13 protein-coding genes are annotated in these 15163 nt (G+C 67.1%); 4 read left to right on the top strand and 9 right to left on the bottom strand.

The genetic code is table 11. The annotated features are described in order from the left end of the window. Positions 1 to 22: 22 nt before the first annotated feature. From ACXAEH_RS22305 to ACXAEH_RS22290, 4 genes are read left to right on the top strand one after another with little or no spacing between them, the layout of a single operon-like run. Positions 23 to 556, top strand: a complete 534-nt coding sequence (locus tag ACXAEH_RS22305; RefSeq protein WP_475036234.1) for a TRAP transporter small permease — start codon at positions 23 to 25, stop codon at positions 554 to 556. Continuing rightward, on the top strand, positions 553 to 1857 hold the full coding sequence (locus ACXAEH_RS22300) for a TRAP transporter large permease (protein WP_475036232.1): 1305 nt from the start codon (positions 553 to 555) through the stop codon (positions 1855 to 1857). Before ACXAEH_RS22305 ends, ACXAEH_RS22300 begins: the two co-directional genes overlap by 4 nt. 44 nt (positions 1858 to 1901) lie before the next feature. Further along, entirely contained in the window at positions 1902 to 2447 is a 546-nt protein-coding gene (locus tag ACXAEH_RS22295; RefSeq protein WP_475036231.1) for an asparaginase domain-containing protein, read from the top strand. Between the two features lie 3 nt (positions 2448 to 2450). After that, complete coding sequence (locus ACXAEH_RS22290) at positions 2451 to 3842, top strand: aspartate ammonia-lyase (protein ID WP_475036229.1); 1392 nt, start codon at positions 2451 to 2453, stop codon at positions 3840 to 3842. An 11-nt stretch (positions 3843 to 3853) separates the two neighbouring features. On the opposite strand, the gene ACXAEH_RS22285 is transcribed toward ACXAEH_RS22290, so the two are convergent. The 9 genes from ACXAEH_RS22285 to ACXAEH_RS22245 form a co-directional block, all read right to left on the bottom strand. Continuing rightward, a complete protein-coding gene (locus ACXAEH_RS22285; RefSeq protein ID WP_475036228.1) occupies positions 3854 to 4657 on the bottom strand; it encodes a hypothetical protein in 804 nt (267 codons plus the stop codon). Further along, the gene (locus ACXAEH_RS22280) at positions 4657 to 5031 is read right to left on the bottom strand and encodes a hypothetical protein (protein ID WP_475036227.1); all 375 of its coding nucleotides are present in this window, start codon (positions 5029 to 5031) and stop codon (positions 4657 to 4659) included. The genes ACXAEH_RS22285 and ACXAEH_RS22280 overlap by 1 nt, the downstream gene beginning before the upstream one ends. Before the next feature lie 10 nt (positions 5032 to 5041). Then, entirely contained in the window at positions 5042 to 6004 is a 963-nt protein-coding gene (locus ACXAEH_RS22275; RefSeq protein WP_475036226.1) for a dynamin family protein, read from the bottom strand. A 14-nt stretch (positions 6005 to 6018) separates the two neighbouring features. Next, the gene (locus ACXAEH_RS22270; protein ID WP_475036224.1) at positions 6019 to 8079 is read right to left on the bottom strand and encodes a dynamin family protein; all 2061 of its coding nucleotides are present in this window, start codon (positions 8077 to 8079) and stop codon (positions 6019 to 6021) included. 62 nt (positions 8080 to 8141) lie between these two features. After that, on the bottom strand, positions 8142 to 9398 hold the full coding sequence (locus ACXAEH_RS22265) for a hypothetical protein (RefSeq protein WP_475036223.1): 1257 nt from the start codon (positions 9396 to 9398) through the stop codon (positions 8142 to 8144). Next, positions 9395 to 10348 carry a PP2C family protein-serine/threonine phosphatase gene (locus tag ACXAEH_RS22260; protein WP_475036222.1) on the bottom strand — a complete coding sequence of 318 codons (954 nt, stop codon included), beginning with the start codon at positions 10346 to 10348 and terminating at the stop codon, positions 9395 to 9397. The genes ACXAEH_RS22265 and ACXAEH_RS22260 overlap by 4 nt, the downstream gene beginning before the upstream one ends. Next, positions 10332 to 11570 (bottom strand): FHA domain-containing protein, encoded by a 1239-nt coding sequence (locus ACXAEH_RS22255; protein ID WP_475036220.1) that lies wholly within the window; start codon positions 11568 to 11570, stop codon positions 10332 to 10334. Before ACXAEH_RS22255 ends, ACXAEH_RS22260 begins: the two co-directional genes overlap by 17 nt. Before the next feature lie 11 nt (positions 11571 to 11581). Beyond that, complete coding sequence (locus ACXAEH_RS22250) at positions 11582 to 12904, bottom strand: serine/threonine protein kinase (RefSeq protein ID WP_475036218.1); 1323 nt, start codon at positions 12902 to 12904, stop codon at positions 11582 to 11584. 277 nt (positions 12905 to 13181) lie between these two features. Beyond that, complete coding sequence (locus tag ACXAEH_RS22245; protein ID WP_475036216.1) at positions 13182 to 15146, bottom strand: oxidoreductase; 1965 nt, start codon at positions 15144 to 15146, stop codon at positions 13182 to 13184. Between the last annotated feature and the right edge of the window lie 17 nt (positions 15147 to 15163).

The following is a 15163-nucleotide window of genomic DNA, read 5'->3' as shown; positions in this document are numbered from 1 at the left end:
TTTCCGGGGACGGGAGGACAAGATGCTGCAAGAACGGCAAACCCAAATCCAAAATCCGCTCTGGCAGTGGAAACTGAAGATCCAGCGCTTTGTGATGTTCACCGCCAGCATCGCCTTCACCCTCGCGGTCTTTCTGCAGGTGGTGACACGCTACCTCTTCAACTACTCGCTGTTCGGCATCGAGGAGTTTGCCAGCTTCGCCGGCGTCATCATGTATTTCGTGGGCTCCGCCTATGCCACGCATGAGCGCAGCCATATCTCCGCCAGCCTGGTCGACACCATCTTTGGCGAAGGCCGCATCACCGCAGGCGTCCATGCCTTTACCCGGCTGCTGGCGGCGGTGCTGACCATCTACATCCTGGTGGTGATGTGGGACCTCTTGGTCTTCACCGAACGCATGAACACCAAATCGACCGAGCTCAGGGTCCCGATGATCTGGATCTACGGCACCATGTTTGCGGGCCTCACCCTCACCGCCTTCTACTTCCTGCTCGAATTCTACGACAGCCTGCGCGCCGCCATCCGGCACACGCCCGCTGAGGAGACCGCCCAATGAGCACTCTGATCCTGCTGGATGTCGCCCTCTTGGTGACGCTGATGATCCTCGGCGTGCCGGTCGCCATGACCTTTGTCGCCGCCGCCGCCTTCCTGATCATCTTCGGCGACTACAACTCCACCACCTTCCTGATCACCTCCGGCTATTCCAAGGTCTCCTCGGTGGTGCTGCTGGCGATCCCGCTCTATATCCTGGCGGGCGGCATCATGACCCAGGGCGGCATCGCCAAGAGGCTCCTGGACCTGGCCGACAGCATCCTGGGCCGCTACCGCTCGGGCCTGGGCGTGGTCACCGTGATCACCACCGCCATTTTCGGCGCGATCTCGGGCATGGCCTCCTCTGCCGTCGCCGCCATCGGCTCCATCGCCATCCCGCGCATGGTTGAACAAGGCTACGACCGCGGCTATGCCACCTCGCTGGTCAGCTGCTCGGCAGTGCTGGCGCTGCTGATCCCGCCAAGCGCAACCATGATCCTCTACGGCTGGGTTACCGGCACCTCGATCGCCGCCAGCTTCCTGGCACCGCTGATCCCGGCGCTGATCCTGATTGCGCTGTTTTCCTTCTGGAACATGGTGCTGACCCGCAAGATGGAGATCACCGTCGCCGAGCCGCAACCCTTTAACGTGCAGATGAAAACCGTCTTCCAGCGCTCGCGCGAGGCCGGCTTCGGCCTGGCGATGCCGATGATCATCCTCGGTTTCATCTATGGCGGCATCACCACCCCGACCGAGGCCGCAGCCGTCGCGGTGGTCTATGCCCTGCCGGTCGCCTTCCTGATCTACCGCGAACTCACCTTCAAATCCTTCTACGACGTAGTCTGGAAGTCCGCCCAGGTCACGGCCGTGCTGATGCTGGTGATCTTCACCGCCAACATGCTCGCCCGTGTACTGACGCTGGAGGAGGTGCCGCAGCAGATCCTTACCTCGATGCTGGCAATCTCCGAAAACCCGATCGTGCTCCTCTTGCTGGTCAACGCCTTCCTGCTGATGATCGGCATGTTCATGGAGGATGTCTCCGGCATCCTCCTCGCCGCACCGCTGCTTTTGCCGGTGGTGACCGAGGCCGGCGTCCACCCCGTCCACTTCGCCGCCATCATCGGTGTTAATCTTGGTATGGGGCTGATCACGCCGCCCACGGCACCGATCCTCTATTTCGGCACCTTGATCGGCCAGACCACCCTGGCGAACGTCATCAAACCCACCCTGGTCTTTGTGTTCCTCGCCTATTTCCCGGTGGTGATGCTGACCACCTTCATACCCTCGCTGGCACTATGGCTGCCGGAGCTGATCACCGGGCTCTAGCGCCGCATTGTCCTGCGAACCTACCAACCCGACGGGATAGTACCATGACCACCCCCGCCCAATACCGCGCGGCCTTTCGTGCAGGCCGGCTTTCGGTCGCTGTCATCATGACCGGCGGCACCATCGCCAAAAGCTACCACACAGGCGAGGCCCGGCTGTTCAACCACGAGCTCAAGATCAAGGAGCTGATCGAGACCCTGCGCCTCGATGACCTGCACTTCACCTTTCTCGACCTGATGCAGAAGGACTCGCTGGACATCACGGAGCAGGACCGCGGCCAAATCGCCCAGGCCGTGGCAAAGGCCGCCCGGACCCACGACGCCGTGCTGGTCACCCACGGCACCGACAGCATGGCCGCCAGCGGCGAGACCCTCTGTGCGCAGATGGGCAGCATTCCGGTTCCGGTCATCTTCACCGGCGCCATGGTGCCCTATGCGGTCACCGGCTCCGACGCTGCCCAGAACGTGACAGAGGCGCTGCTGGCCCTGCGGCTGCTGCCGCCCGGCGCCTACATCAGCTTTCACAACCGCATCCTGGCGCTGCCCGGCGTGCGCAAGAACCATTCCACCCTGACCTTCGAGGAGGCCTGAGACATGCCCCGCTTTGAGACCGACAGCATCGGCCCGCGCGAACTGCCCGATGCCGCGCTTTATGGCGTCAACACCCTGCGCGCGGTTGAGAATTTCGACATCTCACCGCTCAGCATTGCCAGCGAACCCGCCTTCATCCGCGCCCTGGCCGCCATCAAGAAGGCAGCTGCGCAGGCCAATGGCGGCATCGGCGTCCTGCAGCCTGAACAAAGTGAAGCCATCGCCGCCGCCTGCGATGAAATCCTTGCCGGCCAGCATCACAGCCAGTTTGTGGTCAACATACTGGAGGGCTCCGGCGGCACCTCGATCAACATGAACACCAACGAGGTGATCGCCAACCGCGCCCTGCAGATCCTTGGGCAGGAGGCAGGCCAGTACCAGCACCTCAGCCCCAATGATCACGTCAACACCGGCCAGTCCACCAACGACGTGGTGCCCTCGGCGGTGAAGCTCGCCTTGCTCGAGAAAGCCCCCGCCCTGATATCAGCCCTTGGCCATCTGGCAGACGCTTTCCAAGCCAAGGCGGAAGAATTCGCAGATGTCCTGAAAATCGGCCGCACCTGCATGCAAGCCGCACAGCCGATGACTCTGGGGCAGGAGTTCGGCGGCTATGCTGCCGCCCTCTCCCGCGCCCGGGACAAGATCGAGGCTGCCGTGGCCGACCTGCAGGTCCTGCCCCTTGGCGGTACCGCCATCGGCACCGGCCTCGGCGCCCAGCCCGGCTACACGGCGGCCGTCTACCGCCACCTTAGCGCGGACCTGAACCTGCCGCTGCGCCCGGCAGAGGACATGTTCGACGGCATGCAGAACGCCGACAGCTTCGCCCGTGTTTCCTCGGAACTCCGCATCGCCGCCGAGGTGATCGGCAAGATCAGCCTCGACCTGATCATCCTTTCCTCCGGCACCAAATCCGGCATTGGCGAGATCAAACTGCCCGCGGTGCAGCCTGGCTCCTCGATCATGCCGGGCAAAATCAATCCGGTGCTGCCGATGATGATGCAGCAGGCCGCCTATGCGGTGGCCGGCAATGACGCCGCCGTCTCCATGGCCGCGCTTGGCGGCCAGCTCGAGATCAACCATTTCGAACCGGTGATCGCCTCCCGCCTGTTCGACAGCATGGACCTCCTGACCCGCGGCTGCCGCATCTTCGCGGACAAATGCGTCTCCGGCATCCGCGCACTGGAGGACCAGGCCCTGGAAAACCTGATGGGCTCCTCCGCCCTGGCGACTGTCTTTGTGCCGCAGTTCGGCTACAGCAAGGTCTCGCAAATCGTCAAACAGGCGGAAGCGGACGGCAAGGATTTTGCCGAGGTGCTGGCTGAAATGGGCTGGCTGTCCAAACCCGAAATCCTCGACGCCCTGCGCAAGGCTGCCTGCCCGCCATCCTCTGCTTGACGCGGCGGCCCCTACGGGGCGGCAAAAATGCCGTTCCAATCCTGCAACGCTGCCTCCGCCGCCGCCGCAGGCAAGGCCAGCAGCAGCGTTTCCCCGCCAGCCGAGGCCGCGAGGATCCGTTGCTGCGGCGAAACCGGCAGCAGCATGCACTCCGGTTTCGGCTCCGGCAGCCGGGCCGGAGCACTGCCGCCGGCCTGGAGACCCGCCCGCCCGGATGCCGCCTGGCGCGCGGCCAGCAGCCGCCCCAGCAGTGCCTCAGGCCCCCAGCGCTCGGCCGGGGCCTCCTCGCCGCGGCAGAAAACCATCGCCTCGGCCTTTGCCTCTGCCAGCGCCCGGAAATCCGCCATCGCGCCGCCCCGGGACGGCGCCTCCAGCGCCTTGCGCAGCTGCGGCACAGTGCAGCTGCCCGCGCCGCCAGGCGCCCGGCACGGGCGTCGGCGGATCGCAAACCCGCGCCTGCCCACGGCCCGTTCCAGCGCCCGCAATTGCCCGGCAAACAGCCGCGCAGCCGCAGCCGGATCCTCCGGCCCCGCCCCTCCGTGCTCCGGCGCCGTGCCCGCAAGCACCGCCGCCAGCCTGCGCTGCGCGGCGATCAGAACCGCCACAGGGTCCTGCCCGCACACCACCGTCAGTTCCCGCGGCAGAATGGTTTCGCCGATTTCACGCAGCAGCTCTGCGGTCAGAGACGCCTCGCCCGATGCCGCCGCCGCTGCCTGCTCCCGGAATGCCTCCGGCTCTGCCGCCAGCCGCTCCAGCGCCAGCCGCAGGCCGCCGCCGCCCGCCCGCTGCAGCGTTTGCACGGCCGCCGGCGCCATCATCCTGCCTCCGCAAGTGACGCCAGCGACGCCAGCACCGCCCGCGCCGGATCCGCCAGCCGCCGCGCCGCTTCGGCAGAGCTGCAGACACACAGCACCGCATCCCCGGACCCGTCCGGCGCCCGGACATAGATCCGCGCCTCGCCAGGGGCCAGCACCAGCACCTCATCCGCCGGCGCCTCCGGCCCGGCTGCCGCGTCCAGCATTGCGAACCCGCGCCGCGCCTGCTGGCACAGCTCGTCCAGATATTCCTGCGGGTGCTCCGCCGCACTGCTCTTGAGCAAGACGATGCAGGAGCTGGCATCGCCAAAGGCCGCCAGCCGGCACTCCGGCTCGCGTTCCCGCAATTCCGCCAGTTGGTCAGTCAAAGTCATCGGCGCACCTTCAAACCTCAGGCCGGTCCCGTTCGGGACGCGGGCTGCGTTTCCTGGCAACCACCCGGCGCGGCATCACCAGGCTGCCCGCCTGCGCTGCGGCAGGCTCCTCCGGCTCATCCGCCGCCGCGGCCTCGCGTGCCGCGCCAAACGCCAGCACCTCGCCGCCCTGCCCCGGGCCGGGGCGGGCCTCCGGCGCCGGTTCCGCCACAGCCGCCGGCGCCTGCGGCGGCACCGGGCGGCGCTCCGGCGCACCCCAGTTCAGCAGCAGATCCACCAGGTATTCGACAAACCCGTCGGCGCCGCTGGACTTCCACAGCTCCATATCCTCACCCGCCGCCAGGGCCTGGCTCAGCGACAGCGGGAAGACCGCGGCAAAGGCATCGCCGGTCTCCTTGCGCACCCGTTTAACCACCCGCTCGCGGTCCCGCGCGTTGCGCAGCTTGTCGAAATGGGTGATCAGCAAGGTCCCCGGCCCCTTGACCTGCTTTGAGATCTCCTCCCAGGCCGCCGCCTCGGACTGGCGCCAGGCCTGGGTGGCATGGGTGCACCAGATCACGCTGTCCACCTCCGGCAGCAACTGCTGCCAGACACTGGCGGGCATGTTCGGATCGGAAATCCCCGGCATATCGATCAGATCGCACAGCTCCAGCGCCTCGGCCGGCAGGCTGAGGCGGATCAGCGCGGTATCCTCCATCCCGACGCTGGCCAGATCCTCCAGCGGAACCGGCGTTTCGCTGCCATCGGTGCCGACGACGCGCGCCGCCTCAGCTCCATGCGACAGCCACACCGGCGGCAGCCGCGTCGCCGTTACCCGCACCGGCAGCGGCTGGCGGCCCGCCAGCAGGTTGATCAGCGTGCTCTTGCCTGCGCTGAATTCACCCATCAGCGCCAAACGCGGCTTGCGCGGCGCGGGCGCGGCCTGAGGCGCGGACAGGGACCCGGACAGGGGCTGGCGGTCGGCATCGGGCATGGGGGTCTCCTGTATCATGCGGTAAAGCTCCTGAGCGTTTGCAGGGCGGCCTCGGCCTGCTGGCGGCGGCGGCTGCCCTCCGGGCCGGAGAACAGCGCCTGCATGTCGCCGCCCGTGCGGCTGCAATCGGCAATCTCCAGCAAAATGTCGCGCTGATCCTCAAAGAACCCCTGCAGCCGGGCCAGAACCGCCGCCCGCGCATCCGCCGTCTGCACGGTCTTCAGCTGGGTCATGAAGTCTTCGGTCTCGCCTTCGATCAGGCTGCGGAATTGTTTGGCAAAGGCCTTGTAGCCGCGGGTGCGGCGCCACCAGGCAGCCCACCAGCTGTCATTGAAGTCCAGCGCAATCGCCTGCCCCAGCGCCACCGGCGAGGCCGGAGCCGGCACTTCGGGCACCGACATCTGGATGCCTTCGACCGCAGCGCCGAACCCGTCGTAGAGCACGCCCGCAACATCCTGCACCGCCGCCTCATAGCGCAGCTGCGCCGTTGCCTGCAGCCGTTTGGCCATCACCGAATAGGCCGTCCGCAGCAGCATCCGCAGCCCGGCCGGATCATATTCCCAGGGGCTGTCCTCACCCCATTTCTCCAGATGCTCGATCAGCGCATGGGTGGCGCGGTCGGTAAAGTTGCCATGCGCCCGGTCAGCCCGCTCGCGGTAGGCCTCAAAGACCGCGTCAATCTCCGCCTCCAGCGCTTGCAGATGCGATTGCGCGGTCTCCTCAAAGGCCGCGCGGATGCCGTGGACATTGCCATGCGCCGCGCTGCCCGCACCCTGCACCAGAACCGCATTGGCCGCCTCTTGGCCGGTCGCCGCTGTGACAGCCGAACTGGCAACCCGGGTCAGCAGCGGCGCGCCCAGATCTGCAACGATGCGCTCTGAGATCGCCCGGTTCAGCGCCGGCAGGCCGGACAGCTCCCACACCATGTTCTGGGCCGGCTGCCCGGCATGCGAGGCATTGACCGAGGCCTGCGCCCAGTCCAGCAATGCGTCGGAGCTTTCCTTCTCCATCTCTTCCAGCCCGCCCGTCAGCACCTTGTTGGCCCAATAGGCGCTGCCAAAGATGATGGCGGCATCCTTGGGGCCGTGATGGGTCTCCAGCGTCTGGCGGATGCTGGCCTCGATCTCGGCGGTCTGGGCGGCCGGCTCGGCCAGCTCATCGATCCGGTTGACGAAAATCACCACCTCGCGCGACTGCAGGTTCGAAATCATCCGGATCAGCCCCAGGTCGACCGAGGTCAGCGCCTGCCCCGCCGACAGCACCACCACGCACAACCGGCTGTCGCGGATCGCCTGAATGGTGATCTGCTCGCGCATCATGAAGGTATCGTTGACCCCCGGTGTATCCCGCAGGCACAGCCGGTGCGGCACGGTGCGGCAGTTCAGGTACAGATCGGCCGCGCGGGTGATATCGGCAAAGCGGCCCTGCTCATCCAGGCCGCCGTCCTCCGGCGCGTCGAAATCATCGCCCAGGCAGATGTAGCGTTCGATCAGGTTCTTGTCGAAATAGCCGTATTCATGCTTCTGCCCCATCAGCAGCTCGAACTTACGGCCCAGCCGCTGCCGCGAACGCTCCCGCATCTCCTCGATCTGAGAGCGGATTTTCTGCAACTCGCTGCCGGCACCTGCCCGCCCCGCCATCTCGCCGATGCGGCCGCCCTTGGTCAGCAGCCGGTCCCATTCCGCTTCGGTCATGAACTGGAAACAGGCCTTGCCCTCCTGCCGCCGCTCGCCGGGCGTCAGATGCAGCGAGGTCACCACCGAGGTCCAGGGGTTCACATCCGAGGGCAAAAGGTCCGCCCAGCCCGCCATCGCATTGACCAAAGAGGTCTTGCCGGATTTCACCTGCCCCAGCAGCGTCACGCTGGGTTCAAAGGCCTCCAGTTCCCCTTTCAGCCGGGCAAGGCTGCGCGCAACCCGTTCGCCGGAGGCCTCGGCCAGCGCATCCAGCGCGGCTCCGGTCTCCTGCGATTTGGCGGCAAACTCCGCCAGCGGCTCCAGGCCCGCCTTCAGATTGGTCGGCCGCGCCGATCCGCGGATATCCGTTGCACTCTCGATCTGGGGCTGCATGTTCATTTCAGTCTTGCTCAGTCTTGTAGGGGCGGTCGATTGCAAAGGTCCGGAAGGCCGGCCCTGTGTCAGCCGCTGTCTTCCGCCAGTTCCTTCTTCAGCTGCACCAGCAGCGTCACTGCATCGATGGCGGCATCCTCGCCCTGTTCCAGCTGGCACAGCACCATCAGCTCGCCGCCATCCTGCACCGCCTCCCGGGCCGCCGCCGCTGCCGGGCTGTCCGGCGCCTGCTCCAGCATCTCCGACAGCTCCTGAACCGCTTCCAGGCATCGCCCCAGCACCGCATCCGCCCGGGCCCCGCCCGCCGCGTCCGCCTCCGCCAGCATCTCTTCCGCCCGCTGCTGCAGCAGCTCCAGCGCGCCCTCCAGCCCCTGGCCAGCCGGCGCCTCCTGCCTGGCAGCGGGTCTGGAGGCGGGCCTGGCAGCGGGTATATCACCGGAACTTGCCGCGGGAGCCTGCGGCGGCGGCGGTGTCCGGGCCTCCTGGCGCGGCGCCGGAGCCTCGGCACCAAACTTCCGCACCAGCATTTCCGCCTGGTCCAGGTCAGAGCTCCGGCCCAGCTCGACCTGATGCATCACATCGTCAAACAGCTGCTGGCCGCCGCTCGAACGCCACAGACCCGCACCGGAAGACCCGCCCGCGCTGCGCGCCGTCAGCCCCTGGATCGCGGCCACCGGGTAGACCCCCAGAAACTCTTCCGCGGCAACCGGCTCCAGCGCCGCAATCCGGTCAGCCAGAACACCGCGCATGATCTGCCGGTCAGCCATGGTCAGCACCAGAAAGCTGTGGTCCTTGCTGCTGTCAGGCACCCCCGCCCACAGCGCTTGTTCCGCGGGGCTGAACTCCTGGCTGCACCACAGGATGATATCCACCGCAGCGGAGGCCTTTTGCAGCAGATCCCGCTGGCGGCCGGCAGACCCGGACAGCGGCAGCTCGGTATAGCTGTGCCAGCGCAGCTGCGGATCCGGCAGATACTGGCGCACCAGCACCGTATCCTGCGGCACCTTTGCACCGGCCAGCACCCCCGGCTGCTGCACCCGCGTGCCATCCGCGGTCTCAAACACCACCCGCTCATCGCGGCCATGGCAGATCTCGACCATATGCCCGCCCGCCTTGCGGCCGATCACCACCCGGCCCAGCAGCATGTCGGCCACCGCCGACTTGCCGGCCCCCGCGGTGCCGGTCAGCGCCACCCGCACCGGCTGGCGCAGCCGCTGCAGCAGCTGGCTGACCCAAGTGCTGTATTCCCGCGGCAGCCGTCCGGTGCCCAGGACCTGCTCCAGCCGTCCGGCCAGCGGATCTATGTCAGTTGCAGGCAAGCTCACAGCATCACATCCCTCACATTACAGGCAGCAGAGGCGCCGCCGCGCTTGGAGACCGTAGCCAGCAAAGTGATCTTGCGCCGCCCGCGCGCAGCGCTGGCCCCGGCAGCCGGCTGTTCCGCCCGGGCCTCCACCCGCACCGGTTCAGCCTCCGCCGGCATCCGCTGCGCAAAGGGCTTGATCACGCAGAGCGCCGCATTGTCCTGCTCCGGCGCGCCCAGCTGCTCCAGCTGCTGCATCAGCACCGCACCGATGCGGGCACTGCTGCTGTGCCGCTCGGCCGCCAGCACCCCGGCAATCTCCGTCTCGGCCAGGAATTGCAGCCCGTCGCTGGCCGCCAGCAGGATGTCGCCTGCCCGCAGGCACACCGGCGCGCGGCGGCAATCGATCCGGCGGATCCCGCCGCCGTTCAGCACCGAGGTCACGCAATGGCGGTCCGGGTGGCTGGCCGCCTCTGCCGCCGCCATCCGGCCCTGCGCCACCAGACCCGCAAATTCCGCCGCCATCGAATGCTCGGCATTCAGCCGCAGCAGCTTGCCGTTCCGGAACAGATACAGCGGCGAGTTGCCGACCGAGATCCAGTAAAGCCGCTCCTGAAACAGCACCGGCGCCAGCAGGGTTGCCCCCATGCCCCGGCTTTCGGGGAAACCGCCGGCATATTCGCCCAGGCAGGCATTTGCCGCCTCCGCCGCCGCCTGCAGCACATCGCCGATCCGGTCCTCCATCGCCTCCGGATCACCGGCCCGCAGCTTCAGATCGCTGAACACCTCGGTGACCACGATCTTGCTGGCGATGTCGCCTGCCGCATGCCCGCCCATGCCATCCGCCAGCACCGCAAAGCCGGTCCCGGCTCCGGCCAGGAAATCCGCCGCCACAGCGTCCTCCTGGCGCTCGCGGCGGCCCTGGCTGATCGCCGTTGCGGCGTCATATGCAAACTCAGCGGGCAGCGGCATAGCCGGCATCACCCTGCTGCATCTGATCCCAGCCGAATTCCGCGCCGCACAGGGGCACAAACCGCAGCGTGGTCTCGCCGATCCGGATCTCGTCACCCGCCGCCAGCTCCTCGGTGCTCAGCACCGGGCGGCCATTGCGGCGCACCAGATTGGCCTTGCCGCCATGGCCGATGTAAAACGCCTTCTGCTCCGCGTCATAGGCAATTGCTGCGTGGTTATCGCGCGAGATGCTGTTGTCGCCAAAGTCCAGCCGCACCGTCTGATCCGCACCGCGGCCAATCACGGTGACACCGCTGAACAGGGTGAAGGCCGCACCGCGCCCCGGTCCCTTGACGATGGCCAGCCAGCCGACAGGAAACTCCGTATAGCCCGGCACACTGCTGTCGGCGCTGCGGGCAAAGGGATCGCTGCCCGCGCCCTGATCGGGGCTGAACCCCAGCAGCCGCGTCTTGACCCGCCCCGCGCGCGCAGCGCCCCGCCCCATCGAAGGTGCCGGCACATCAATCGGCTCCGGCGCAGCTTCCATCCGGGGTTCGGGCACAGCAGCCGGCCCCTCTGGCGTTGTTTGCACAGCGGCCGCGGAAACGATCTGCTCCAGTCCTGGCACTGCATCTTCCTCCAGTTCTGGTTCCGGCACAGGATCTGCGTTTACCGCCGCCTCCGCGCCTGGCTCCGCATCCGGTTTCAGCCGCCGGGTGAAAACCCGGTAGGGCCTGCGCTCCTCCCCACCATCTTTCTCCGGCGCATCAGGCTGCATCAGGCGGGAGAAATCCGCACCCTCGCCAGGCGCAAACGGTGTCTCCTCCTCATCAACCTCCGGATCATCGTCCTGCAACACGTCCTGACCTTCCGCCTCCTCAGCAAAGAACGCTTCCACAGGATCCGCCGCCGCAGCCTGCTCGCGGGCGAAAAAGGCTGCAATCGCCTGTTCATCGGCAGCCTTTGCCGCTGGCTCTGCCTGGGCCGCCAAAGGCTCCTCTTCCGCTGCGGCCGCAGTCTCCGGTTCAGCCAGAGCCTCCTGCTGCACTCCGGCCATCCGGAACTCGTCCTCCAGGCGCAGCGGCGCCGGCGCTTCGGCCGCCTCACCGGTGTCGGCAAAGAACGCCGCCATCGCATCCGGCTCCGGCGGCGGCACCGGCTGTGCCAAGGCCGCGTCCGGCGCAAACCCGCCCTGCTGCACCCGCTCACGCCGTTCGCCAATGATGTCCTTGATGAATTTCATAACCGTTCCCCTCAATTCCTAACCGGAGACAGGCCGCCCGGCCCGCGCCCCAGGATTTTGCGCAGACGCCCTGCAAAGCTCTGCTGCTGCTGCTCGGCACCGCTGCCGGCTGCCAAAGGCTGTTCCGCAGGCGGCGTGTTCTTGCGGCGGCGGGCAATAGCATCCTCTTCCTGCAGCCAGGCCTCCAGATCGGTGACCGGCTCGCCAAAGAGGTTCACCAGCTCCCGCGCCTCTGCCTCCGGCTTGGGCGGCGGCGGTGCCTGCTCTGCCAAGCTTGAGCGCGGTTTGCCCGGCGTCAGGCTGCCATTGGTGCGGGCCACCAGATCGGCGATTGCCGCAACCAGATTGCCATCGCCGCCCGCATCCGCCACGGCAGGCTCCGGCGCGGCTTCCTCAACCGGCTGAACCTCAGTCTCTTCGCACTCCGCCAGCGCATCAGCCCAGTCCCGCGCCGACTGGAACCGTTCCGCCGGCAGCACCGACAAGGCCATGTCCACCGTTGCCAGCAGTGCCGGATCAACCGCCCAGGCGCCGCCCAGAAGCGGCTTGCAAGGGTCCGGGTCACCCGCCATCACCGCCTTCAGCCGCTCCTGGCTGTGCGGCGGCGCATCGCCGGTGATCAGATAGTAAAACGTGGCCCCCAGCGCATAGAGATCGCAGACCGGCCGGTGCGGCAGCTCCGGCTGGTACAGCTCATGCGCCGAATAGCCGTCCTTCACCGCCATCACCGCAGCCGCGCCGCTGCTGTCCGTGCCGCGGCTGCCGCAGGCGGCGCCGAAATCGATCAAGGTCAGCTTGCCCTGCTTATCCAGCAGGAAATTGTCCGGCGAAATATCACGGTGCAGGATGCCCAGCTTGTGAATGCATCCCAGCACATCCAGCGCCTGGTCCAGGATCTGCTTCAAAACCGCCCCGGTCAGCCGCTCCGGCTGCTCCTCGCGCACGGTCAAGAGGTCCAGCCCGTCAATGCACTCCATCGCGATATAGGCGGTCTGGTTTTCCTTGAAAACCTGATGCACCTGGGCAATGCCCGGGTGCTGCGACTTGGCCAGCCACTGCGCCTCGCGCAGGAACGCCCGCAGGATATTGCGGTAGGCCTTGGCCTGCCCCATCGCCTCGGGCTTCACATCAATGCCGTCGCGGCGGCACAGCCCGGCCGGGAAACACTCCTTGATCACCACCCGGCGCTCCAGGCTGTCGCGGGCCAGATAGGTGATGCCGAAACCGCCGCTGATCAGCGGCCGCTCGATCTGGTACTGCCCCTGCAGCAGCTTGAAGCCGCCGGGCAGCTCGCAGCCCGGCGCATCCCCTGCAAAAGACGTATCATGAGGCACAGTGTCAATTCCCCGTGGCAGCGAGTGGAGCGCAGCCGGCGCAGCGGCCGCGTGGTTCCAAGGCTGAAATCGGACTGTGACCTGTTTGCGGAGCTTTTGCGGCAAATAAGGCAGATCCGCCCCATTTCCGCCGCAATTGCCCCAGGCAGCGAGTAAACACAGGGTTTACGCGCCGCCAACTTCTTATGCCGGAATTAGTTAAACTGCCGCCCTATATGGCAAATCCGGCCCAGGGAGCCTGCCGGGCCGAAGCAGCGCGGCGCAACCCGCCGCGACTTTAAACGCTGCGGCCCGCCCGCAGCCCCTCCAGCACCGCCTCCTCGGCGGTGCGCGGCGCGATGCAATCGCCTGCCAGATGATGTTCGATCCCCAGCCCGCGCACCATCTCCTCTACCTGGTTTTGCGGTGTATGCCCCTGGCACAGCACCAGCGTGTCGACGCCCTCGCAGATCACCGCTTCGTTGCTCATGATGTGCTGCAGATAGACGCTGTCCGCATCGGCCCCGAACAGCCGCATATAGGGCAGCACCTCGACGCCCAAGGCGTGCAGCCGCCCGATGCCTGCATCGCGCACATACATCTGGATGGTCTGCCCGGGCATATAGCCGTTCACCGCCAGCCGCACATGATGGCCGTTCTGCGCCAGCAATTCCGCCACGCCCATGCCAACCCAATCGGCGCGCCAGTCGGCAACCAGCACCGACTTGCCAATATCCGCCTGCCCCTGCAGCACCTGCCAGGCATCCACGCTATGCGCCTCTTCGCGCCCCTCGAACTCCGGCCAGCGCGGCGCAGCACCCGTGGCGATGATCACTGTATCCGGGCCATAATCCCGGATCACCCCCTCATCCACCGCCGCACCGGTGCGGACTTCCACCCCGGCCAGCTCCATCTCGCGGGCCAGATTGGTGATGATGCCGCCGAACTCCGCCCGATGCGGCAGCAGCTGCGCCAGCCGCGCCTGGCCGCCCAGCTGGGCCGCCTGCTCGAACAAGGCAACCTCATGCCCCCGCTCCGCTGCGACTGCGGCGGCCTTCATGCCGCCGGGCCCTCCGCCGATCACCATCACCCGGCGTTTGGCGGCCGCCAGAGACGGCACCCCCAGCTGCAGCTCCCGCCCGCTCACCGGGTTCTGAATGCAGGAGATCGGGTAGCCGTCGTGGAAATGCCCGATACAGGCCTGGTTGCAGCCGATACAGGCGCGGATGTCCTCCGCACGGCCTTCTTGCGCCTTGTTCCCCGCTTCCGGGTCGCAAATCATCGCCCGGGTCATGCCGCACATATCCGCCTGGCCGCTGGCAATGATCCGTTCCGCCTCCTGCGGCTGGTTGATCCGCCCCGTCACAATGGTCGCCAGCCCGGTCCGCTCCCGGATTGCCTGCCCCAAAGGCGCGGTATAGCCCGCATCCTCGTACATCGGCGGCGCGATATGCACCGAGCCGGCCAAGGTTGCCGAAGACCCCGCCACCACGCTCAGGTAATCCAGCGAGCCGTCCGCCGCGATCAATTCGCAAGCGTCCAGGATTTCATCCGCCTCCAGCCCCTCATGGCTGCGCTCATCCCCCGACAAGCGCAGGCCCACGGCAAAGCCCTCCCCGGTCTTGGCCCGGATCGCCGCCGCAATCTCGCGGATAAACCGCGTCCGGTTCTCCAGCGAGCCGCCGTATTCATCCTCGCGCCGGTTCACCTGCCCGTTCAGAAACTGCGCCGGCAGATAGCCATGCGAGGCGACGATCTCGACCCCGTCCAGCCCGGCTTCCTGCATCCGCCGCGCCGCCGCGCCGTAAGAGGCGATCACCTCCGCAATCATCTCCGGCGTCATTGGCCGCGGCATCACATGGAACCGCTCGTTCGGCGTGGCCGAAGCGCTGTAGGACACCGGTGCCGTGCCGTCTTCCGAGGCCAGCATCTCGCGCCCCGGATGGAACAGCTGCGCAATCAGCCCGCAGCCGTGGCCCTTCACCACCTCAGCCAGCCGCCGGTAGCCGGGAATGCACTCATCCGTATCGATCCGGATCGGATCGGCCACAAACACCGCGCTTGGATGCACCAGCGCCACCTCCACCACGATCAGCCCGGCGCCGCCCTTTGCCCGCGCTTCGTGATAGGCGATCATCCTATCGCCGATCCGCCCCTTCTCGTTCAGATGCGTCTCATGCCCGGTCGAGACGATCCGGTTGCGCAAGGCAAGGCTGCCCAGGGTGATCGGGGAGAACAGATTGGGGAAACGGGCCTGGCTCATCGCTACTGCCTCTTGGG

It is taken from the genome of Leisingera sp. ABM4_060, from assembly GCF_056158765.1.
Note: the sequence above shows the minus strand (reverse complement) of the source record. Positions and strands in the feature narration are given on the sequence as shown.

Coding starts and splice junctions, on each gene's coding strand:
- ACXAEH_RS22305 (WP_475036234.1), top strand. CDS start 23: ATGCTGCAAGAACGGCAAACCCAAATCCAAAATCCGCTCTGGCAGTGG.
- ACXAEH_RS22300 (WP_475036232.1), top strand. CDS start 553: ATGAGCACTCTGATCCTGCTGGATGTCGCCCTCTTGGTGACGCTGATG.
- ACXAEH_RS22295 (WP_475036231.1), top strand. CDS start 1,902: ATGACCACCCCCGCCCAATACCGCGCGGCCTTTCGTGCAGGCCGGCTT.
- ACXAEH_RS22290 (WP_475036229.1), top strand. CDS start 2,451: ATGCCCCGCTTTGAGACCGACAGCATCGGCCCGCGCGAACTGCCCGAT.
- ACXAEH_RS22285 (WP_475036228.1), bottom strand. CDS start 4,657: ATGGCGCCGGCGGCCGTGCAAACGCTGCAGCGGGCGGGCGGCGGCGGC.
- ACXAEH_RS22280 (WP_475036227.1), bottom strand. CDS start 5,031: ATGACTTTGACTGACCAACTGGCGGAATTGCGGGAACGCGAGCCGGAG.
- ACXAEH_RS22275 (WP_475036226.1), bottom strand. CDS start 6,004: ATGCCCGATGCCGACCGCCAGCCCCTGTCCGGGTCCCTGTCCGCGCCT.
- ACXAEH_RS22270 (WP_475036224.1), bottom strand. CDS start 8,079: ATGAACATGCAGCCCCAGATCGAGAGTGCAACGGATATCCGCGGATCG.
- ACXAEH_RS22260 (WP_475036222.1), bottom strand. CDS start 10,348: ATGCCGCTGCCCGCTGAGTTTGCATATGACGCCGCAACGGCGATCAGC.
- ACXAEH_RS22255 (WP_475036220.1), bottom strand. CDS start 11,570: ATGAAATTCATCAAGGACATCATTGGCGAACGGCGTGAGCGGGTGCAG.
- ACXAEH_RS22245 (WP_475036216.1), bottom strand. CDS start 15,146: ATGAGCCAGGCCCGTTTCCCCAATCTGTTCTCCCCGATCACCCTGGGC.